Genomic DNA, 20,055 nt, shown 5'->3' with positions numbered 1-20,055 from the left:
CTGTTCCTTCATCTTCTGTGCTATCTGTTTCTTCTACTACTACTTCTTCTGTTCCTTCATCTTCTGTGCTATCTGTTTCTTCTACTACTACTTCTTCTGTTCCTTCATCTTCTGTGCTATCTGTTTCTTCTACTACTACTTCTTCTGTTCCTTCATCTTCTGTGCTATCTGTTTCATCTACTGCTTCTTCTTCTGTTCCTTCATCTTCTGTGCTGTCTGTTTCGTCTACTACTTCTTCTTCTGTTCCTTCATCTTCTGTGCTATCTGTTTCGTCTACTGCTTCTTCTTCTGTTCCTTCATCTTCTGTGCTGTCTGTTTCGTCTTCATCTTCTATGTTTTCCGTTTCGTCTTCATCTTCTATGTTTTCCGTTTCGTCTTCTTCATCTATGTCATCTGTCTCGTCATCTGAGTCTTCTAAACCATCTTCCAGATCGTCACCAGGTAATTCATCTAATACATCATAATTACCTTTAGCAACCTCTCGCATAATCTTCCCTTTTTCAGGTGAACCAGGAATACTATTTGCCACTTCCGAAACAATTTGACCATGGTTTTTGCCTTGATCCTCTAGTTCTGCAGCTGAAACGGGTGCGCCTGCAGCAGCAAATGCACTTGCAAGCATCGCTGTAGATAACACCAAAGGTACTATTTTTTTAGAATTCTTGCCTCTTTTAATTTGTTCATTTCCTTTTTTAACCATGTTTAAATTCCTCCTCTTAAAGTGTAAGTAATGAATTCTTTTCAGGTGGACTACCTATTAAATTTTCATCATGTGATTGTCGAAAATAATAGTTAGGACCCTCCTTTTGTCATTTTTTGCAGTTTCCCTAACTGCTTGTCCCTTACTTTACAGAAGAAATATAACCAAACTATGAGTTTATTTAGATAAAATTTAGACCTTTTTATGAACTCGCGAGGACATTTTTGTAATAAACGAAAAAAAGAGTGCCTGACTCACTAGCCATGCACAATAGTATTAACCTTGATGTATCGAAAAATTTTATAACTTAGATGGAAAAAAGAGAGTGAGGTAGCCATTGACTTTGTTCTTATTTTTACAATTATCTTCATTTGCTTACTTTTTACGTTTACCTTTAACCATGGCGACTGTTTCCATTAGAGGTGCCTGGTACGCCACGAAGATTGCAAGACTCTTTCAATAAATATATTGATTTTGTTGACCTCTCAATCCTCCATTTCACTCCATCTGCTTCTTCTAAAAAAAAGCTGCCTCAGATAGATGAGACAACTCTTTTGTAAGTTTCTTTTAATAATTTTTCTTCTCGGTACAGTTACAGTTCAGCAAGTCCTTTGAAAAGCTCAACCGCGGTTTCAATGATTTCATCGCGGAAGTCATACTCATTAGTATGTATTTGAGGATAATCTTCGCCGTTTCCGATGTAGCACATCGCACCCTTTGACTGCTTCAAGTAGTGACCGAAGTCCTCAGAGCCACGGAATGCTTCCGTTACTTCAACTACCGGAATCCCTTTTGCATCGCAAACCTGACGTATCTTATCAGAGCTTTCCTTGTGATTTACAGTTTCCGGAAAGGCATCGTTGTAGGAGAAGCTTGCCTTCAAGCCGTACTTTTCTGCTTGAGCCAGAGCAAGATCTTCAAGGTTTTTCTGAAGCTTATCCAATTCCTCTTCGTACAGAGCACGAATCGTTAAGAGCAAGTCGCCCTTGCTAGCGGATACGCCGAAGGCTCTTTCGCCAATGTCTACCTGAACAACGGTGCAAAGTACCACACCTTCGTTCTTCTCTGGAGAGACGAACGAAGGTGTGGCATCAATAATCTTTGCAATAGCGAAAGAAGGATTTGCTCCATCCTCTGGTTGGCTAGCATGAGCAGGAGAACCTTCCATGTGGATAGTCATGCCCTTAGATGCAAAGTGAGCTTTCCCGTCGATAACGTTGACTGAATTGAAAGCCATACCGCTCATGTTATGGTATGCGAAAATTTCTTCGATGTTATTTTCCTTGATAAAAGCGGCACACTGAGCAGCACCATCTCCCGTTTCTTCCGCATGCTGGAAGAGGAAAAAGATGTTTTTATCGGCTCCCTTCTGGTCAATTTCTAGTGCAAATCCGGCAAGGCAAGCAGAGTGACCATCATGTCCGCATTTGTGGGAGATTCCAGGGAACTGGGAAGCGTGTGGAATGTCGATGTGTTCCTGCATGGGAAGCGCGTCAAAGTCCGCACGGAAAGCTATATTCTTTTTGTCTTCACCTGCGTGATAAATTGCATAGAACCAAAGACCATTGTCTACGATTTCCAGCTTTGTGTGCACTTTAAGAAAATCGATTAAATGCTGCTTTGTCCAAACCTCCTGATTCGAGAGTTCAGGATGTTGATGCAACTCATGACGCAACTGTTTGGTTAATTTCAGATTTTTATTTTCCACTGTATCTAACCCCTTATTATATGGTAATTTTACAACTTTACTTTTTTGAGACGCCGTAAAGCATACAAGGTAATTATACATAAGCTTTTTCATAATTAACTACTATTTTGAATTTTTACTAGATTAATGTGATCACCTCCATACTAGAAACATTTCGCACCACTAAACAGCCCGTTTTGCTTAACAATCTTTACTTAACAAATCATCTCGTTTAAAGAAATAACCACCAGTCAAAATGTAAAAAAACTCGCACTTTATTAGTCAATCTCAACTCTTTAACTAGATAAACATATGAAATCTAATACGGGCTACTTAATTACCTTTTATATGTTCCGAAAATCTAACATACTAGGATTTAGTCTTCATTGATGAAATACAGGGACTATTGATCTAGTTTATCGTTTATAACAAACGGGAAACGATCACTGAGAACAAAAGGAGGGGTTAAAAATGAAAAAAATTTTTTATCTTATTCTGCTAAGCCTTGCACTAGTTATTGCAGCTTGTAACGGGGAAGAAGAGGAACAGCAGGGTCAGGAAAATAACAACAATGCTGAAGGAACGGTTCAGACAGAAGAACAGACTAAAGAAGAAAATGCCTATACTAAGGAAAGTGCGGATGGCGATTTGTCTAAAGGGATAGAAGAAGTACAGACGTCCGTGGAGGACCTGAATGGAATTATAGAAGAATCTCCTGATGTTGCGGAAGGCATTCAGTCAGAAGGCAAAAAGCTTGAAGAAAAATGGGGCGCCATTGAGGATCAGGTGGAAGAGGAGTACCCAGATGACTATGAAAACATAGAGCAAAGTCTTTACCCGCTTATTTATGAGGCCCAGGCAGTTGAACCTGATACTGACACCATCCAGGGCTTGATCGAGGATACCCAAGAAAAACTGGACAATTTTTTAGTGAAATTAGAGTAAGCCAGTGTATAGATAGACGAACAATAGTCCAAGCGCCCTAAATTTAAAGCTGCACGTCAGAATAATCTGTACCCTTTTACTATATCAAACAAGCTGCATCTGAAATTCAATGATCACTATTTATCCTTTAGTGTCCAACGAAGATAAAACATTTTCACATTAAGGCACTAAAATTCCTCAGCCAATAAAAATACCCGCCAAGCGATTTGCTCAGCGGGTATTTTTATTTTTCATTGATATTTGATTATCCTCCAAGACTATAGCACGTTTTCACTTGAAGGCGCCGGGAACACTCGAACTAAATTCACTGTACCCAAATTTTAAAAAGTCCTTCTGTTATCCCTAAGTTATACATATAATAAATCCCGAAAATTGTACTCGTAACACCAGTAATTTGAATGAAGGTTTTATTAACTTTTCTCTTTTTAGCACTAAAAACAAATGGAATACCCAATATAGTAGTAAAGAAAAGCATACCAATTACGGTTCCAACACCAAATATAAGAATGTAAGTTGCACCTTCCCAAACATTGTTTACTGAACTCATAGTTAATAGAATCATTGCCGCACTTCCTGCTAAACCATGCACAAAACCAATTATCATTGATTTTATATAAGTGACTTTTTTATGTCGATGCCCGGCACTATTTTTCTGAACCTGTTCATGCTTGTGTAAATGGATATTTTTGAAGGAAAGAATACTTGTAATCCCTAGATAAACAAGCATAATCCCTACTAAAAATTCTAAGGACATAGCCCAATTATCTGGTATATCACCCTTCATAAGAATAACAATAATCCCAAATATAAATAACGTGGCAGTGTGCCCGATCCCCCAAAATACACCTGATAAGGAGGAACGCCATAACTTTTTACTTTGACTAGCAATAGTAGATACAGCAATTACATGGTCTGGCTCAACTGCGTGTTTAATTCCAAGCACAAATCCCAAAGCTAAAATAGATAGAAAACCGACTTCCATTCGTACACCCCCTATTACGATACAAATTACTTTTTAAAATAACAGCATCTTATAGTATATTAGAGCGGGACTGAAAGAATCAAGTGGAACGTGATATCCTGACTCAATATTTCCGCCAACTGACATACTCCTTTTCTAATAGCTGACTTCTAGCAAAGGTATGAGCTTGAGTAATCATTTTCTCAATGGCACCTGTATTTCGGGCAAGTATGCGTAAAATCACTCCACTCTGCGGAAGAGCAGACAATCCAAAGCGAACATCAGAATGAGCCTCTTCCAAATGTTCGTATAAACGGTCGATAAAGCCTTTCTCCACTTGTTCGTGTAAAATGAGAAACATCCCCACATGCGTATAGCCATCCATCTGCATCAACCCGTTCATTTCGCCATCCGGCTCTAGCATTAAGTGATCAAATAAAACGAGCTTTTCTCCTTTATACACTTTTAATTTAGAACGGATCCAATCATATCGAAATAAGCTACCATCTTTCGCCCATCCTGGCGTAATAATGTCACTATAAAAAAAACTGGAATCCTCTTCTATATGGACAATTGTCTCTTGGATAAACCGTGCCTTCTCATAAGCAATTAGCGGATCGGGCATGTATTCGAGAACACTGCCTTTTCCTAGTTTAATAGTTGTTTCTTGAACAACAGGTCTTTTCGGTGTCTTATAAACCTTTGTGTGCGATTGTGTTGTAACCGCTAATTCTGCTCTTTCTTCGACATGAATGTTGGTTTTATATGTATCACCATCTACATAGCCTCCTCCAATATGGATGAGGTAAATAGATGGTGAAGCCGGATCTAAGTATACTGGACGAGTGATTTTTAATGCTCCTTCATAGTAACAATCAGAAAGAATGGTTTTTAGAGCTTTTTTCGTAGCAGTCAGTTCTAGTACTCCTGTATAACTCATGATTCCAATCCGATTAAAAAGGCTTGCTTTTTAATCCAATTTACAACTTCATCTAAGCCTGTTTCATCTTTTAAATTGGTGAAAACAAATGGTTTCTCCCCTCGTGCCGCGATCGTATCTCGTTCCATAATTTCTAAGCTTGCCCCCACATATGGAGCCAAATCTATTTTATTAATGACAAACAAGTCCGATTTAATCATTCCTTGCCCGCCTTTACGCGGAATCTTCTCTCCCTGTGCTACATCAATAATATAAATGGAAAAATCAACTAATTCTGGACTGAACGTAGCTGCTAAATTGTCCCCGCCGCTTTCAACAAAAATCAACTCTAGATCAGGGTGCTTTTCTTTTAATTCATCAATTGCAGCAAAGTTCATTGAGGCATCTTCTCGGATCGCTGTATGTGGACATCCACCTGTTTCCACTCCAATAACTCGTTCTTCTGGTAATACGCCATTTTTTATTAGAAATTGGGCATCTTCTTTTGTATAAATGTCATTTGTTACTACTGCCATGCTCAACTCTTCGTGCAACGCTCGTGTTAGCTTTTCTACAAGCATCGTTTTTCCTGCTCCAACAGGACCTCCAACTCCAATACGTACCGGTTCCATAGTATCTCTCCTTCTTTCCTCTAAAAATTCATGACATAAATAAGCGTACATGTAAACGTTCATGACGCATTTGCGCAATTTCCAATCCAGGACTAATAGCCCCTAAATCTTCTTTCGACAATTCGAAAATCAAAGCAACAATTTCAACTAACTCGGGCTGGATTTCCACTAAAAGCTTTTGACCATCTGTCTGTCCAAGCGGAATCCCACGAACTGCATTTTGGACCAACGAAGAGATAGAGGCAAATAAATAGGTTTGAACAGCCGCTTCTTCAACTACCTTCAAGTTGTAGGCAACTGCCGCAAATACTAAAGCGGAATGTCCATGCGCTTGTTTTTCTTTTATATGATGTAAATATTGTTTTAGGGTAAATGAGGGATAAATCTCGTTACACAACTTTGCCATTCGTTCACCGATTCGTTGATTTCCTAATCTTGTTTCCTGGGCGAGACTAGAGGCATAGAGGAGATGATCAAGCTCTAAAAATTTCGTGAAATCATTTTGTTCTAATGCCTCATAAGCAAGTCTACAAGCAAGGCCATCTACAAAAGCGAGCTGCTTACGAATATAAACGGCAATAGCTTCTGCAAAGCTTTTCTTATCTGTAATTACCTGTTCTTGAATATACGTTTCTAATCCAAAGGAATGAGAAAATGCTCCTGAAGGAAAATTCGAATCACTTAATTGCAGAAGCGGCAACAAATTATTAATCATGACGATGTCCAATATGACGAAATGCCTGTTTGACCCTTCGATTTTCTCTTTTATACGGGATCGATAGTTGCTGAAGCAATTCTTCTACTAAATAGTCATATTGAACAAGCATTTCATTCTCTTCAAACTGAGCCGGCAAGTGTCGATTCCCCAGCTGATGAGCAATTTCACCCATTTGTTGAATCGATGTTGGCATAATCGTTAGCAAATCATCTTCCTTTACTGAGATAACAATCATGTTTTTTTCATCCATATATAAAATATCGCCGTCTATTAATTCACGGTTTTCTTTTAACCGAATTCCAATCTCGTTACCATGATCGGTAACAACTCGTTGAATTCTTTTCACTAAGTCATCACTTACCAAATAGACTCGTTCTACATGTGGGGCTCTTTTCTCTACTGTCGCCACATTTCCGATTACACTTTCAATAATCATATTCTCCCACCTTAAAATAAGAAATATCGCTGCGCCATCGGAACAACATCTGATGGTTCACACGTAATTAACTCGCCGTCTACTTTAACTTCATAGGTTTGTGGATCGACTTCAATTTCCGGAGTTTCACCATTAAACACCATAGACTTTTTCGTCAGCTGACGAACTCCATAAATAGGCTTCACTACTTTTTGCAGTCCGAGCTCTTCTTTAATACCTGCTTCATATGCCACTTTTGAAACAAAAGTCATGGCTGTTTTATATTTGGCACTTCCAAACGAAGCAAACATCGGACGATACAATACAGGTTGCGGTGTTGGTATACTTGCATTTGGATCACCCATAATGCTATGAGCAATCATGCCGCCTTTTACGATTAAATCAGGCTTCACTCCAAAAAATGCAGGATCCCATACAACGAGATCAGCAAACTTTCCTACCTCGATCGATCCGACATACTCAGAAATGCCATGAACGATAGCCGGATTAATCGTGTACTTGGCAATATAGCGCTTTACACGGTTGTTGTCACCTACACCTTCATCTCCTTGTAGTTTGCCTCGCTGTTTTTTCATCTTATCCGCCGTTTGCCAAGTGCGGCTGATGACTTCCCCTACACGCCCCATCGCCTGAGAATCTGATGAGATCATGCTAAATACACCTAAATCATGTAAAATATCCTCTGCTGCAATCGTTTCTTTTCGAATCCTTGAATCGGCAAATGCGATATCCTCCGGAACACTTGGATCTAAATGATGACAAACCATTAACATATCTAAATGCTCTTCGAGGGTATTGACGGTAAACGGTCGAGTCGGATTCGTTGACGAAGGTAAAATATTAGAATAACTAGCCGCCTTAATAATATCTGGTGCGTGTCCCCCGCCTGCACCTTCCGTATGGTACGTATGGATCACACGACCATCAATCGCCGCAAGTGTGTCCTCTACAAATCCTCCTTCATTAAGAGTGTCCGTATGTATAGCCACCTGCACATCATACTGATCTGCTACCTTTAAGCAAGTATCAATAGATGATGCAGTCGTTCCCCAATCTTCATGGAGTTTAAGACCAACTGCTCCTGCTTCTACCTGCTCACTTAAAGCCTTAACGCCCGAAGAATTTCCCTTCCCTAAAAAGCCTAAATTCATCGGGAACTCTTCAGCTGCTTGAAGCATCCGATGAATATTCCATTTACCGGGTGTACATGTTGTGGCATTAGTGCCTGTTGCAGGTCCCGTTCCTCCACCAAGCATGGTTGTCACTCCCGATGATAGGGCGGTTTCGATTTGTTGTGGACAAATAAAATGAATATGAGCATCAATCCCTCCAGCAGTCACGATCTTTCCTTCAGCTGCAATGACTTCGGTAGAAGCACCAACAACAATGTCGACATTATCCATTAACAATGGATTTCCCGCCTTGCCTATTGCCACGATCAAGCCATCCTTTACACCAATATCCGCCTTATAAATCCCTGTATAATCGATAATAATGGCATTTGTTAAAACAAGATCAACGCTTTCTTCTCTTGTCGCAAGGGGATGTTGGCCCATTCCATCTCGAATGACTTTACCTCCCCCAAATTTCACTTCATCTCCATACGTGGCATAATCTTTTTCAATTTCTATGAACAATTCTGTATCAGCCAGACGAACGGCATCTCCAACTGTCGGACCAAACATATCAGCATATTGTTTTCTCGACATACGAAAACTCATTACATTATCCCTCCTTGTTTACAGATCCATTTACTTGATTGTTCAAACCATATATCTTTTGTTCTCCTGAAAATGAAACAAGCTCTACCTCCTTTTCATCACCGGGTTCAAAACGGACGGCCGTCCCTGCTGGAATATTTAAGTGCATTCCTAATGCTTCTTCACGAGCAAACTTCAAAAAACGATTAACTTCATAAAAATGAAAATGTGACCCAATTTGAATCGGACGGTCACCTTGATTTAAGACTTTAATCGTGATCGGTTTTTTATTACCATTACAGGTAATCGGTTCTTTTTTCAATATGTATTCTCCTGGAATCACTTTTTCTCCCCCCTATTATCGAATTGGGTTATGAACAGTTACTAGCTTTGTTCCATCAGGAAAGGTGGCCTCTACTTGAATATCTGAAATCATTTCGGCAACCCCTTCCATGACATCCTCTCTTGTCAGAATGGTTGTTCCGTACTGCATTAACTGAGCGACTGTTTGCCCATCTCGAGCTCCCTCTAATACTTCATATGTAATAATAGCCGTTGCTTCAGGATAATTTAGCTTTAATCCCCTTCCTTGACGACGACGAGCTAGGTCAGAAGCGACAACGATCATCAATTTTTCTATCTCACGAGACGTTAGTTTCATCCATATCATCCTTCATTTCAATTTGGTTAGTACTCCTATGGAAATTCTATAATTTGCCAATTATTATACTGTAAAAGAAAAGTAGCTAAGGTTCCGGGGACTCAGCTACTGCTTTATTTAACTCAGAACACAAATCCATTCGTTAAACTTGCTCAGATGACTGTTTCTTGTCTAGATAAAACTCCACCCAGGGTCGAATCAAAATATACAGACCTGCTATAACGAGCCATCCAAAGGCGAGATATGTCCACCCTTTGAAAAACTGCAAACTATAATTATAGCCGGTTAGAAACATAATGCCTGGGAAAGCAAAAATTTAAAAAAACGTTAACCCAAGAGCCCAGCGAGTACACAGCTTTGCATCTCTCAACAACTGTTTATCTTCCATTATTAGATTATTTAAAATGTTTAACGTAGACTAGTATACGATTGTTCACCCCCCCATTTCAGCAACACTGTTAAGCTTTCTTACAACCTTTTTAATGAGAATTCCAAGTTTCTATCAACTCACCTTAAGTATGTATAATATTGACTGAAAACAGATACTATTTCACCAACATTTCAAGCGAACCACATACTTCTCCCATGACATTAGGTACCATTGCTAACAACTATAGTAAAATTATGTAACATACTAGAAGTCATTATGAAACATGTCTTCTACCCAATTAATACGATTGGCGTTCAACTCATTCGCGAGTATGACCTTATCCCAATTTAAGAAGCGTATCCTTGGGCCTCCCCTATTAATCTGACAATCTCCGACAAACTCCGGGTGGTGACAGGCACCAAAAAAAGGGGAAAATTACTTATGTTCTCTAGCGAAAATGTATGCTATTATTTCGTGTATTGAAAAAAGGTTGGTGAATTCATGAAAAAACGGAATCCCTATTTCGATAATGCAAAAGTGATCTTAATTTTTCTTGTCGTATTTGGGCATATTCTCTCTGAGTTTCTTTATAAGGATCGAATGATTTCTAGTATCTATCTTTTTATCTTTTTGTTTCATATGCCTGCGTTTATTCTCATTTCCGGTTTTTTTGCAAAAGGGATACATAAGCCTGGCTATCTAGTCAATGTAGCTAAGAAGCTACTAATCCCTTATCTTATTTTTCAAATTTTTTATACGTTTTATTACAACGTAATCTTTCAAAACGGTTTGTCGTTATCTCCTTTTACTCCAAGGTGGGCGTTATGGTTTTTAGTCAGCTTATTTTTATGGAATGTCATGCTCCTCTTATTTTCAAAGATAAAATATGGTCTGCTGCTAGCTGTTATTCTATCGTTGATGATCGGTTATTTCTCCCATGTAGGTGGTTTCTTAAGTCTTTCTAGAACGTTTTTCTTTTTTCCGTTTTTTTTATTCGGCTATTACTTAAAAGAAGAACATTTTACAAAGCTGACATCGAAGTCAAACAAAGTCATTTCAGCCGCTTTAATGGTGGCTTTATTTGCGCTTATGTATAAGGTTTTGCCACTAGATGGAAGAGCTTGGTTAATGGGAAAACAACCTTATGAAAAAATGACCGACATCACACTCCACTTCGCCTGGTTAGCGAGATTCGGTGTTTACGTGGTGATGGGTCTGGTCACTCTCTTGTTTTTCACGTTAGTCCCGAGTAAGAAAACATTTTTTACTCATATTGGTCCACTAACCATTTCTATTTATTTATTGCATATGTTGCTAGTGAAACTGCTCCACGAATCACCTTTAGTGCCATTTATCATTGAACACAATCAATACTGGTTACTGGTTGTTTTCGCGTTTGCGATTATGTATATTTTGACACGAAAACCCGTTCTACTCTTAATGAAGTTTGTAACAAAATAAAGGTTATGACACTAGGACCCTCAGCTTTTTGGGGGTCCTGTTGTGTCGCGGACTGGGCTCGAACTTTCTGATCATATCTATATCGAAGTTGGTTATTGTTGAATGGAAGAAGTAGCTATAGGTTACTGATCCTGAGGTTGAACGACGTTTAAATCACTGCTCTAAATGAAAATTTTAAAAACAATCAGATGCTTAACAGCGCTCTTTCTAAAGTAGGTGGTGACAGGCATACCTCAACAACGGTTTACATGAGGAAACCAAAACCTCCAAAGCAAGGCATATCTGTGCGGTCTTCCATCATAACTATTAGTATTGAAAAAAAAAGGAGCGGTGTAAATGTCAGTCATGTTCGGAACACATATCCTTCATACGGTTCAACCTGGCGATACAGTTTATAGCCTTTCAGTACAATATGAAAGTACCGTGGATGCAATTGCTCTTGCCAATGCCTTGTATCCCCCTTTCGTCGATCCATATGTGATCTACCCCAATCAAATACTCGTCATCCCAAAAGTGATTTCAAATGAAACGGTAACTCTATACGTCATTCAGCCAGGGGACACGGTTGGATTAATATCACAGCGTTTTTCAGCCTATCCAGAACTTTTAGCTGGGATAAACAAGACGATTCACAACCCAAACTTCATTTTCCCTAATCAACAAATTCAAATCCCTGCGGTTATTTATGAAGTAGACACAGGAGATTCCCTCGCATCGATTTCTGCAAGAACAGGGATTGACATATCGACCATTATCCAGGCCAATGATCAACGACCCACCCTGTCACCAGATGTTCTTTTGGCAGGCATGAGACTCATCATTCCGCTTCCAATGTCAGAAAACATCGTTGTCACGCAGCCCTTCCCTGGGTTTGTTATTCGCGACAATCAAGTCATAGCCGGGTATGCGAGAGCATTTGAAGCCAATGTCCTTTACCGGGTTGTTGATGATAATGGGGTCGTCGTCACAAATGAAACCTTCACAACCGCAGAATCCGGCGCCCCCTCGTATGGCCGTTTTCGGGATTCCATTCCTTTTGACACACCGCCAACCACAAACGCAGGCGTACTGCAGGTGTATACGAGAAGTGCCAAGGATGGATCTGTTCAAGATCTTGTTGAAACGAGAGTTTTGTTTGGGTAGAAATGCCTAACATCCAAAAAAACACCCGCAAAGCCATTAGCTAAAGCGGGTGTTTAAATGTTTAATATATGTTTAATTGTCCTTCGAAACGATAGCACGCTCGCATCTTAAAGAATCGGGCGCAGGTCCTATTAATCTGATAATCTTTGATAAATTCCGGGTGGTGACAGGCACGCTATCTACCCCCGCGACGCCCAACCAGCATACCGCTTATGAAGCGGCTTCAACAACAGATAATCCATCAATAACGCTAAAAAGCCAATAATAATAATCCCAAGTAAAACAGATGCTGCGTTTCCAATTTGGCCATTGAAGGCAATGAAGTAACCAATTCCCGCATTGCCACCGATCATCTCTGCAGCGACAAGCGAGCGCCATGAAATCGCAAAGCCAATATAAATCCCGCTGATAGCCGCTGGAAAAATTTCTGGTAGATAGACGTGATAAGCAAGCTTCCACTTTTTCGCTCCAAGCGATTGTGCTGCTCGAATATGTGATTCAGGGATTTGATTCATCCCTTGGATCACGTTAATCAAAATAGGGAAAAAGGAAGCAATAATAATGACCGCAATCATTGGCCCATCGCCGAGCCCAATCAAAATGATTAACATTGGTGCCCATGCCATTGGTGGTGTTGCTTGGAAAAACGAGACCAACGGCGTGATGAAATAACGAAATGTTTTTGATGCTCCAGCTAAAATTCCAACAAGAAAGGCTAAACCAGAAGCGATGAAAAAGCCGATCGCTAGCCGTTTTAAACTTACTAAAATATGAGCTTGGATCTCTCCCTTATTTAATTCTCGTACCCCTTCGTTCCATACGTCTATCGGACTCGGAAAAATATAAGAAGGATATTGTGTTGAGACTAAAGTCCAAACAATTAAAACAAAGGGTATGGCAAGAAATCCGATGATCCATTTCTTCACTCGGTTACGACTCCTTCAACGAACGTGAGGTCAAACAAAGTTTCCACATCGACCGGTTCATCGACATAGCCTAGTTCATAGGCCGCATCAGCAAGTTGTTGGTAGTAGTTGAAATCATCCTTCTTAAACTTCCAATCGTATTCTAGTTTTTCTTTTGCCTTTACAATAACCTCTTCTGCAGGAACGTCACCGACATCCGCTATATTAAATGCTTCCACTAATACACGGTTTGCTGTTTCCTCTTCTTCGTTTAAATAAGCAATCGTCGATTGGTGTACATCCATAAATGCGCGGACAACGTCAGGGTTATTTTCAAGGAATTCTTCTCGTACAAGAATCACAAGCGCCGGGTCATTTTCTTCGGCGATTTGTTTTTTACCACGTAATAACGCATACGTTAAAAATGGTTCGTTTAGAGCACCGGCAGCGGCTTGGTTCGAGTCAATAGCTGCTTCGATGTTGGCTTGTCTAAATTCTTGTATCGTGACATCCTGATCTGTTAGGCCCGCATCCGGTAAAATAAGTCCTCGTGTAATGATATCAACACCACTTCCACGTCCAACACCGGCAAAAACTTCTCCGCTTAATTGATCAACCTTATCAATTTCCGAGTCTCCTGCTACAACAACGCCAAGCTTCCCATCGTTTACTTTGGCGATTACTTTGACAGGAAGTCCTCGTGAAGCCCAGTTTACTAATGCCGGTACACCAGCGTAGGCGATATCTAACTCACCTGCTGCCAATGCTTGATATAGTTCTGGCCCTGCGTTAAAAGCATACGTCTCAACATCCAATGTTTCTTCAAAAAACCCTTGGCGATCCGCTACAATCCCTGGCGCGTTTGCCAGAATGGAAACATATCCAATGTTCAAGCTAGGCTTTTCTGTCACATCCGCTTGCTGATCAGTTTCAACGGGTTCCTCTTCAGCAGCACCACAAGCTGTAAGTAATAATCCAGTTATAGATAAAATCATTAGTAATTTTTTCATGTAAGTCTCCCCTTATGCTTGTTGCCGTTCATTACGTAAAAAATCATATAGTTGTTTTTGATATTGATTATAATCAGAAGACGTTCGGTCTCTCGGTTTCGCTAAATTGACGTCAACAATCTCTTTAATCGTTCCGTTCTTTGAGAGCAGAATAATCGTATCTGATAAATAAATCGCTTCATCAATGCTATGCGTGACGAGAACGGTCGTCATCTTTAACTTTTCATGCAACGTAAGCAGCTCTTCCTGCAATACATCTCGCGTTTGCGCATCAAGTGCACTAAATGGCTCATCTAATAATAATAGATTGGGTTCTGTTGCAAGTGTCCTAGCAAGCGCAACTCGTTGTTTCATTCCGCCAGAAAGGGAGGAAATCGGAAAATCAGCATATTGAGAAAGCCCGACTAATTCAATCATTTCATTTACTTTTTTCGCCCGTTTTTCTTTTGGAAAGTCTTGCATCTTCAAACCGAATTCAACATTTTTATAAACCGATAACCATGGGAACAATGCTAAATCCTGAAAAACAAATCCTTTCTCTCCAGATGGAGATTTTACCGGTTTGCCATCGACTTCTATTGAACCACCATAAGTCGGAATAAATCCTGCAATTAAATTTAGTAGTGTTGATTTTCCACAACCACTTGGACCTAAGATCGAAACAAATGAGTTCTCTTCAATCTGAACATTTATATCGGTTAAAATAGACGAATTTGTTTTATATTGAAACGTTACATCTTCTAATTGTACATGTGCTATCATCATGCTCTCCTTTCGATTAGAGTGCTAAGTAAGCCCACCCTTCCGTCTGTCTTGTGACAAGATGGGCGACTCCGGAACCGGCTGCATTTACACTGCATGCCAGATCCTCTGTTTGCACGTTAAGTCGTGTTAATGTATTGTTACAAACGATAAATTGAATGTCTTTTTCTAAAATTTTCGTTATTTGATTTCGAATCGCTTCATCTTCACTTAATAAAAGAGGCAACCCTTCACCAAATAGGACAATTTCACACTCTACTAACTGGTCACCAAGTTTATTTTTTAAGTTAATAATATTATTTAAAACTTTTTTATAATAATCATCCCCAGCTTTATTAACTTGAACGACGACTTTAGTCATGATAGTCATTCCTCCTTTTTAAAAACAATAAAACATAGTTGAATACTATGATTATAAATGAACAACTGTATTTTGCAAATGACTTTGTCGAAAAAAAGCGAATGAATAAGTGGTGTCTGGCACCCACACTAAAAAAACACCTGCCAAGCTATTAGCTAAAGCGGGTGTTTAGATGTTTAATTGTCCACCGAAATGATATTACGCTCGCGCCTTAAGTGTCGGAGGGCTGGCAACCTATTAATCTGACAATCTTCGACAAATTCCGAGTGGGGACAGACACGCACACAAAAAGCAGGAGAAGCAGCCCATCAAGCCACCTCTCCTACTCTCATTTTCCTTCTATCATTTATCCAAAAAGCACCGTCCAAGTTAGAGCTATCATAGCAAAGATTCCTGGGTTTTTAAGTTTAGTATTTGTCATTTGAATGCCTCCTATATAATCTCTTTTTGTTATATTCATCATACCAATGACATAAAAATCTGTACGTATTTACGTCAGATTTTATACTAAGGAAAATATACATTTGAAATACATGTTTAAGAGTTTGTTCAAAAAGGGCGGTCTTCCCTTTTTGAACAAACTCGAAGCAATGAGCGAAGCCACTGCAATGTTTTAAGTCTATCCGAGTGGTTTTCTCGGATAGACGCGCAGTGAGTGAAGCCATTGCCACTCCGCATTAGGAAAGAGGATATTAAAGGTTCAAAAAGGGCGGTCTTCCCTTTTTGAACAAGCTCTTTAAGTTTAAGTTCTATTTCCCAATAAAAAACCGCTAAGATAGCAGTATTTTAGCGACTCTACAAACGCCCCCACCAGTTATGAAGGTTACTTATTAAACCGACGGGGCGCAGGCACTTAAGACACTGTGACGTCTTTCACTTCTTTTTGCTTTTTCCACCCAAATCATAAGTAGTGCCTGGAACCTTCTCCTCATTTTGCGATATAGGTTTATAATCCATTAAAAATGGCAATACAATTGGTATACCCAAATTTATGCCTAAAGGAGGTAAAATATGTCAGAACAATTTATAGAGTTAAGAAAGATGTTTCTAAGAACAAAAGACGACATACATAACTTCATGGATATCCTCACACCAAGAATTGAAAATGCTAAAGATGATCATGAACGACTCTATTACCATCACATTTATGAAGAAGAAGAACAACGCTTAGATCGTCTTAATGCTTTAATCCCCAAAATGGAATCTTCTCTAGAAAGTGAACTACTACAAACACCTGAGAATACCGAATTTATCCGTTTACTACAAGATATTAGTCTTGAGAAATTTGGACTCCATAATTTTCTTGAACATCTTGATCTAGCACTGTTTACATTTAAGGATACCGAGTATGCCGAACGTTTACACCAAATGAGAAATACAACGAATACAGATTATCAAACGATTAAAGGCATTATGAATTTGCTAAATCAACAATTCGATGGTGCTGCTTTCGCGGCGGGCTCTATCCCAACAGATGAAAAAGAAGGAGTTAATGACAGCTTAAAAATAGAAAAATACACAACAACACCGGCACATGATCATGAAGATCATAACGAACGAGTAACAGAAAAGAAACCTATGAAAAGATTGACAGTTGGAAGTTTGAAAGGGAAGAAGGAGGTTATATAAATGAATAAAGTTCAGAAATACCATGATGCCCCTTTAAATGAAAGGGAATGGGAAGCTTTAGATGAGATTGTTATCGAAAATGCCCGCCGTAATTTAATAGGAAGACGTTTTATTGACATTTATGGCCCACTTGGTCAAGGAGTTCAGTCTGTCATAAACGACATTTTTGAAGAATCCGAGCGTGGGAGCTTAAGTTATCATGGTGAAGAGTTAGATATTTCTTCATCTACTCAACGAATTCATCTTAATATTCCATTACTATACAAAGACTTTGGTTTGTTTTGGCGGGACATTGAACAGGCAAAAGCGCTAGATATTCCAATTGATTTTTCACCAGCAGCCAACGCTGTCGCACAAACTGCTTTACTTGAAGACGATCTTATTTTTAATGGTTCAAAACAATTTCATGTTCCAGGTCTGACAAATGTAAAAGGACACTTATCTCACATTCGTTCAGATTGGATGAAATCCGGTAATGCCTTTACTGATGTTGTTGAAGCACGAAATAAGCTGCTGAAAATGGGACAGAGCGGACCGTATGCACTCGTGTTATCTCCTGATTTATTTGCGTTGCTCCATCGTGTTCATCAAGGTACCAATGTTCTTGAAATTGAGCATATACGTGAACTAGTGACAGACGGGGTTTTCCAATCACCCGTTCTGAAAGGACAGTCAGGGGTTCTTATCGCAACAGGAAGACATAATCTTGACCTTGTCATTGCTGAAGATATCGAAACAGCCTATATGGATAGTGAAAATATGAATCATTTTTTCAGAATATATGAGTGTATTGTACCGCGTATCAAGCGTCCAAGTGCGATCTGCACTCTAGAAGATGCTAATGAGTAAAAGAGGATTGCTACCTTATTGAATCCTCTTCTTATTTAAACACGCTAATAAAAAAGAGGGTGACTTAGGTGTTGTTTGTTAACATTTTAAGTTACCCTTTATCTTTTTATGCAATTTTTATTACTTTATTGTTACTAACCTTTAAAAGAAGTTCTTTACTAAGTTCTTTATCATTTTCAATAGAACTGATACCTATATCTTCTATAATCAATTTTACTTCTTCTAAGAATGGCTTTGTAAAAGCACCTTGGTCGGCCTTATAAAGTCTTTTTAAATACATTACTTTTTCCTTCATTTTCAATGCTTTGTAGTACTCATTATTCATCATGGCCACTTTTTTATGAAGGGGTGATGTGATCGTACTAATATCATTTACATGAACAATCATCCGAACTCCTTCATCTGAAATGAAGCCTACTGAGTAAAAAACAGAGCCAGAATAGTCTATGTTTGTGAAAACAGGAGAATGAAACACCTCTCCAGTTCTTAATTTAATATTTTCCGCCTCAATCACTCCACCAATTTTCCGTTCATTAGAAAGTACCGTATAAAAATCTTGAAAACCATTGATTGAATAGCTCATATTCCACACTCCCTACTATTGAGAATAATACTCATCTTCAGTGATATTGGTTCTCATTTTAAGACATAAGTTGAGAAGTGTCAATATGAAATTGCTACCTTTTTTTAGATAATTCTTACTAATAGAGCTAGTTCAAAAAGGGTGGTCTTCCCTTTTTGAACTAGCTCTAAGCAATGAGCGCAGCCACTGCCATGTTTTAAGTCGCTCCGAGTGGTTTTCTCGGATCGACGCGCAGTGAGTGAAGCCATTGCAACTCCGCATTAGGAGAGAGGATAGTAAAGGTTCAGTATCCGTGTACTATTACTTTTATTCAACTTACCAATATTTGATGTTTATTTATGGTCGATTACTTACAATTTACAATGGCTTGACAGGATAACCGATAATTACGTTCAAGATTTCCTTTTAGTGTTTCTCTCTCTTGTTTAGTTACCGCTTCTAAACACGAAGCTCCAGACAGAACCTCCACCATGCATTTCCCACACGAACCTTTTTTACATTTATAAGAAAGCATTTGGCTTTGTTCCAATGCTAAGTCAAGAAGTGAACTCTTTTTCTGATTTGAAATGACCGTATAATTTTTATTGTTTTGGATGATTTTTATTTTGTTTATTGCTCGTTTCTCCGGTTTCCTTTTGAGTTGAGAAGGTACGGTCTTTTGAATAACCGAATGATCAGGCATTGCTTTTGCTTTTTCTTTTAAAGAACCAACCGTTAATTTCCGTGATATCATCATTTCTTACCTCCTTGACTATTGAGAATCTCTTTTAAAATATAATCCTATTATAAAAAAGCAAACGAAGAAATGATAGTCCGATTACACTTTTATAAAGTACGTAGGCCTTAATTGATTATTAGAAGCACTACTTTTGGAAAAGTTTCCCCTGTTCTTCTTTAGCGAAAAAACTTATCATAATAATAAGCTTAGATGTACATGGGGTGTTGCATTTGCAAAATATTGAAAAACAAACGCATTTATTAAAGCGCTTTCTTTTCGGTCTAAACAGATGCTGAGACAAAACTGAAGATTCTGATAAATTTTTATTTTTATATTAATATTTTTATCATAAATATTTACCTTGCGTATTAAGTAATAACAATAGGAGTTATCGATGGAAGTATAACTTGAGTAGGGAGGGCACATTCTTGTTATTAGTTTGTAAAAATCATATAAAAAATGGGATCAACTGTCTTCACACACCACATATTGTTTATATTGGGAATAAAGATTTTGTAGGATCTTGTGTATTTTGTCAAGATATCGCAGAGTATAAATTTTTTTATTCAGTGCCTGTTTCCAAAAGTCATAGAATTAGCATTAAGGAAAGTTTAAATCAGAATCAAAATTTTATAAAACTTTAGTACAGCGTTTAATTGTTCTTATTTAATTTGAAGGGGGAGTGTTATTGAAGATGATACATACTATATTGGCTATTAGCTAATAAAAGATAGAGATCTATTCTAATTTCGCAAAATTAATCATTTTTTCTTTTCCGTTAATCTCTAACTACCTACTCGTACTATTTAGGGAGGAATCCTATCTGTTATAAATGACAACCTACTCTTGCGCTTTGTAAGGACTTAAATTGCTACAAAATAAATTCGTCGATCTAATCCAACCAT

21 protein-coding genes are annotated in these 20,055 nt (G+C 38.6%); 5 read left to right on the top strand and 16 right to left on the bottom strand.

Features of this window, described 5'->3' with window-relative positions; all coding sequences use genetic code 11:
- Window positions 1-700 (bottom strand): DNA polymerase V family protein (locus LDX58_RS22470; RefSeq protein ID WP_227939608.1); only part of this gene is annotated, 700 nt, incomplete at its 3' end.
- Window positions 701-1,292: 592 nt separating this feature from the next.
- On the bottom strand, window positions 1,293-2,408 hold the full coding sequence (locus LDX58_RS22465; RefSeq protein WP_227939606.1) for a M20 metallopeptidase family protein: 1,116 nt from the start codon (window positions 2,406-2,408) through the stop codon (window positions 1,293-1,295).
- A gap of 450 nt (window positions 2,409-2,858) precedes the next feature.
- On the opposite strand from LDX58_RS22465, the gene LDX58_RS22460 reads away from it, so the two are divergent.
- The gene (locus LDX58_RS22460) at window positions 2,859-3,332 is read left to right on the top strand and encodes a hypothetical protein (RefSeq protein ID WP_227939604.1); all 474 of its coding nucleotides are present in this window, start codon (window positions 2,859-2,861) and stop codon (window positions 3,330-3,332) included.
- 304 nt (window positions 3,333-3,636) lie between these two features.
- Here the strand turns inward: LDX58_RS22460 and LDX58_RS22455 are convergent, their stop codons facing one another.
- From LDX58_RS22455 to LDX58_RS22420, 8 genes are all read right to left on the bottom strand, one after another.
- Entirely contained in the window at window positions 3,637-4,314 is a 678-nt protein-coding gene (locus tag LDX58_RS22455) for an urease accessory protein UreH domain-containing protein (RefSeq protein ID WP_227939602.1), read from the bottom strand.
- 103 nt (window positions 4,315-4,417) lie between these two features.
- The gene (locus LDX58_RS22450; RefSeq protein WP_227939600.1) at window positions 4,418-5,233 is read right to left on the bottom strand and encodes an urease accessory protein UreD; all 816 of its coding nucleotides are present in this window, start codon (window positions 5,231-5,233) and stop codon (window positions 4,418-4,420) included.
- Window positions 5,230-5,844 (bottom strand): urease accessory protein UreG, encoded by a 615-nt coding sequence (gene ureG / locus LDX58_RS22445; protein ID WP_227939598.1) that lies wholly within the window; start codon window positions 5,842-5,844, stop codon window positions 5,230-5,232. The genes LDX58_RS22450 and ureG overlap by 4 nt, the downstream gene beginning before the upstream one ends.
- A 28-nt stretch (window positions 5,845-5,872) precedes the next feature.
- Window positions 5,873-6,559, bottom strand: a complete 687-nt coding sequence (locus LDX58_RS22440; RefSeq protein ID WP_227939597.1) for an urease accessory protein UreF — start codon at window positions 6,557-6,559, stop codon at window positions 5,873-5,875.
- Window positions 6,552-6,998, bottom strand: coding sequence for an urease accessory protein UreE (gene ureE / locus LDX58_RS22435; protein ID WP_227939593.1), 447 nt, complete (start codon window positions 6,996-6,998; stop codon window positions 6,552-6,554). The genes LDX58_RS22440 and ureE overlap by 8 nt, the downstream gene beginning before the upstream one ends.
- 11 nt (window positions 6,999-7,009) lie before the next feature.
- Entirely contained in the window at window positions 7,010-8,719 is a 1,710-nt protein-coding gene (ureC, locus tag LDX58_RS22430; RefSeq protein ID WP_227939591.1) for an urease subunit alpha, read from the bottom strand.
- Window positions 8,720-8,723: 4 nt separating this feature from the next.
- Window positions 8,724-9,041, bottom strand: coding sequence for an urease subunit beta (locus LDX58_RS22425; protein WP_227939589.1), 318 nt, complete (start codon window positions 9,039-9,041; stop codon window positions 8,724-8,726).
- Between the two features lie 15 nt (window positions 9,042-9,056).
- Window positions 9,057-9,359, bottom strand: coding sequence for an urease subunit gamma (locus tag LDX58_RS22420; RefSeq protein ID WP_227939587.1), 303 nt, complete (start codon window positions 9,357-9,359; stop codon window positions 9,057-9,059).
- 871 nt (window positions 9,360-10,230) lie between these two features.
- Between LDX58_RS22420 and LDX58_RS22415 the strand changes: the two genes are divergently transcribed.
- Together LDX58_RS22415 and LDX58_RS22410 are read left to right on the top strand one after the other, a co-directional pair.
- A complete protein-coding gene (locus tag LDX58_RS22415; protein ID WP_227939585.1) occupies window positions 10,231-11,190 on the top strand; it encodes an acyltransferase family protein in 960 nt (319 codons plus the stop codon).
- A 336-nt stretch (window positions 11,191-11,526) separates the two neighbouring features.
- A complete protein-coding gene (locus tag LDX58_RS22410; protein WP_227939583.1) occupies window positions 11,527-12,333 on the top strand; it encodes a LysM peptidoglycan-binding domain-containing protein in 807 nt (268 codons plus the stop codon).
- 179 nt (window positions 12,334-12,512) lie between these two features.
- On the opposite strand, the gene LDX58_RS22405 is transcribed toward LDX58_RS22410, so the two are convergent.
- From LDX58_RS22405 to LDX58_RS22390, 4 genes are read right to left on the bottom strand one after another with little or no spacing between them, the layout of a single operon-like run.
- Entirely contained in the window at window positions 12,513-13,259 is a 747-nt protein-coding gene (locus LDX58_RS22405) for an ABC transporter permease (RefSeq protein WP_227939581.1), read from the bottom strand.
- Window positions 13,256-14,248, bottom strand: a complete 993-nt coding sequence (locus LDX58_RS22400; RefSeq protein ID WP_227939579.1) for an ABC transporter substrate-binding protein — start codon at window positions 14,246-14,248, stop codon at window positions 13,256-13,258. The genes LDX58_RS22405 and LDX58_RS22400 overlap by 4 nt, the downstream gene beginning before the upstream one ends.
- 12 nt (window positions 14,249-14,260) lie before the next feature.
- Window positions 14,261-15,010 carry an ABC transporter ATP-binding protein gene (locus LDX58_RS22395; RefSeq protein WP_227939578.1) on the bottom strand — a complete coding sequence of 250 codons (750 nt, stop codon included), beginning with the start codon at window positions 15,008-15,010 and terminating at the stop codon, window positions 14,261-14,263.
- A gap of 16 nt (window positions 15,011-15,026) precedes the next feature.
- The gene (locus LDX58_RS22390; RefSeq protein ID WP_227939576.1) at window positions 15,027-15,371 is read right to left on the bottom strand and encodes a DsrE family protein; all 345 of its coding nucleotides are present in this window, start codon (window positions 15,369-15,371) and stop codon (window positions 15,027-15,029) included.
- Window positions 15,372-16,382: 1,011 nt separating this feature from the next.
- Between LDX58_RS22390 and LDX58_RS22385 the strand changes: the two genes are divergently transcribed.
- Complete coding sequence (locus LDX58_RS22385; RefSeq protein WP_227939573.1) at window positions 16,383-17,000, top strand: IMEF encapsulin system ferritin-like cargo protein; 618 nt, start codon at window positions 16,383-16,385, stop codon at window positions 16,998-17,000.
- Window positions 17,001-17,849: a family 1 encapsulin nanocompartment shell protein gene (locus tag LDX58_RS22380; RefSeq protein WP_227939571.1), complete on the top strand. Its 849-nt coding sequence runs from the start codon at window positions 17,001-17,003 to the stop codon at window positions 17,847-17,849. It begins immediately after the preceding gene.
- 106 nt (window positions 17,850-17,955) lie between these two features.
- Here the strand turns inward: LDX58_RS22380 and LDX58_RS22375 are convergent, their stop codons facing one another.
- Window positions 17,956-18,432, bottom strand: coding sequence for a hypothetical protein (locus LDX58_RS22375; RefSeq protein WP_227939569.1), 477 nt, complete (start codon window positions 18,430-18,432; stop codon window positions 17,956-17,958).
- Between the two features lie 346 nt (window positions 18,433-18,778).
- Window positions 18,779-19,165, bottom strand: a complete 387-nt coding sequence (locus LDX58_RS22370) for a 2Fe-2S iron-sulfur cluster-binding protein (protein WP_227939567.1) — start codon at window positions 19,163-19,165, stop codon at window positions 18,779-18,781.
- Between the last annotated feature and the right edge of the window lie 890 nt (window positions 19,166-20,055).

The organism is Alkalihalobacillus deserti (assembly GCF_020734105.1).
Taxonomy (GTDB): Bacteria; Bacillota; Bacilli; order Bacillales; family Bacillaceae_D; genus Halalkalibacter; species Halalkalibacter deserti.
The sequence above is the reverse complement of the archived record's forward strand: the minus strand, read 5'-3'. Positions and strand labels throughout refer to the sequence as shown.

Bases quoted from the DNA above. Each gene is read 5' to 3' on its own strand.
- LDX58_RS22460 (WP_227939604.1), top strand. From the start codon at position 2,859: ATGAAAAAAATTTTTTATCTTATTCTGCTAAGCCTTGCACTAGTTATT.
- LDX58_RS22455 (WP_227939602.1), bottom strand. From the start codon at position 4,314: ATGGAAGTCGGTTTTCTATCTATTTTAGCTTTGGGATTTGTGCTTGGA.
- LDX58_RS22450 (WP_227939600.1), bottom strand. From the start codon at position 5,233: ATGAGTTATACAGGAGTACTAGAACTGACTGCTACGAAAAAAGCTCTA.
- ureG (WP_227939598.1), bottom strand. From the start codon at position 5,844: ATGGAACCGGTACGTATTGGAGTTGGAGGTCCTGTTGGAGCAGGAAAA.
- LDX58_RS22440 (WP_227939597.1), bottom strand. From the start codon at position 6,559: ATGATTAATAATTTGTTGCCGCTTCTGCAATTAAGTGATTCGAATTTT.
- ureE (WP_227939593.1), bottom strand. From the start codon at position 6,998: ATGATTATTGAAAGTGTAATCGGAAATGTGGCGACAGTAGAGAAAAGA.
- ureC (WP_227939591.1), bottom strand. From the start codon at position 8,719: ATGAGTTTTCGTATGTCGAGAAAACAATATGCTGATATGTTTGGTCCG.
- LDX58_RS22420 (WP_227939587.1), bottom strand. From the start codon at position 9,359: ATGAAACTAACGTCTCGTGAGATAGAAAAATTGATGATCGTTGTCGCT.
- LDX58_RS22415 (WP_227939585.1), top strand. From the start codon at position 10,231: ATGAAAAAACGGAATCCCTATTTCGATAATGCAAAAGTGATCTTAATT.
- LDX58_RS22410 (WP_227939583.1), top strand. From the start codon at position 11,527: ATGTCAGTCATGTTCGGAACACATATCCTTCATACGGTTCAACCTGGC.
- LDX58_RS22400 (WP_227939579.1), bottom strand. From the start codon at position 14,248: ATGAAAAAATTACTAATGATTTTATCTATAACTGGATTATTACTTACA.
- LDX58_RS22395 (WP_227939578.1), bottom strand. From the start codon at position 15,010: ATGATAGCACATGTACAATTAGAAGATGTAACGTTTCAATATAAAACA.
- LDX58_RS22390 (WP_227939576.1), bottom strand. From the start codon at position 15,371: ATGACTAAAGTCGTCGTTCAAGTTAATAAAGCTGGGGATGATTATTAT.
- LDX58_RS22385 (WP_227939573.1), top strand. From the start codon at position 16,383: ATGTCAGAACAATTTATAGAGTTAAGAAAGATGTTTCTAAGAACAAAA.
- LDX58_RS22380 (WP_227939571.1), top strand. From the start codon at position 17,001: ATGAATAAAGTTCAGAAATACCATGATGCCCCTTTAAATGAAAGGGAA.
- LDX58_RS22375 (WP_227939569.1), bottom strand. From the start codon at position 18,432: ATGAGCTATTCAATCAATGGTTTTCAAGATTTTTATACGGTACTTTCT.
- LDX58_RS22370 (WP_227939567.1), bottom strand. From the start codon at position 19,165: ATGATATCACGGAAATTAACGGTTGGTTCTTTAAAAGAAAAAGCAAAA.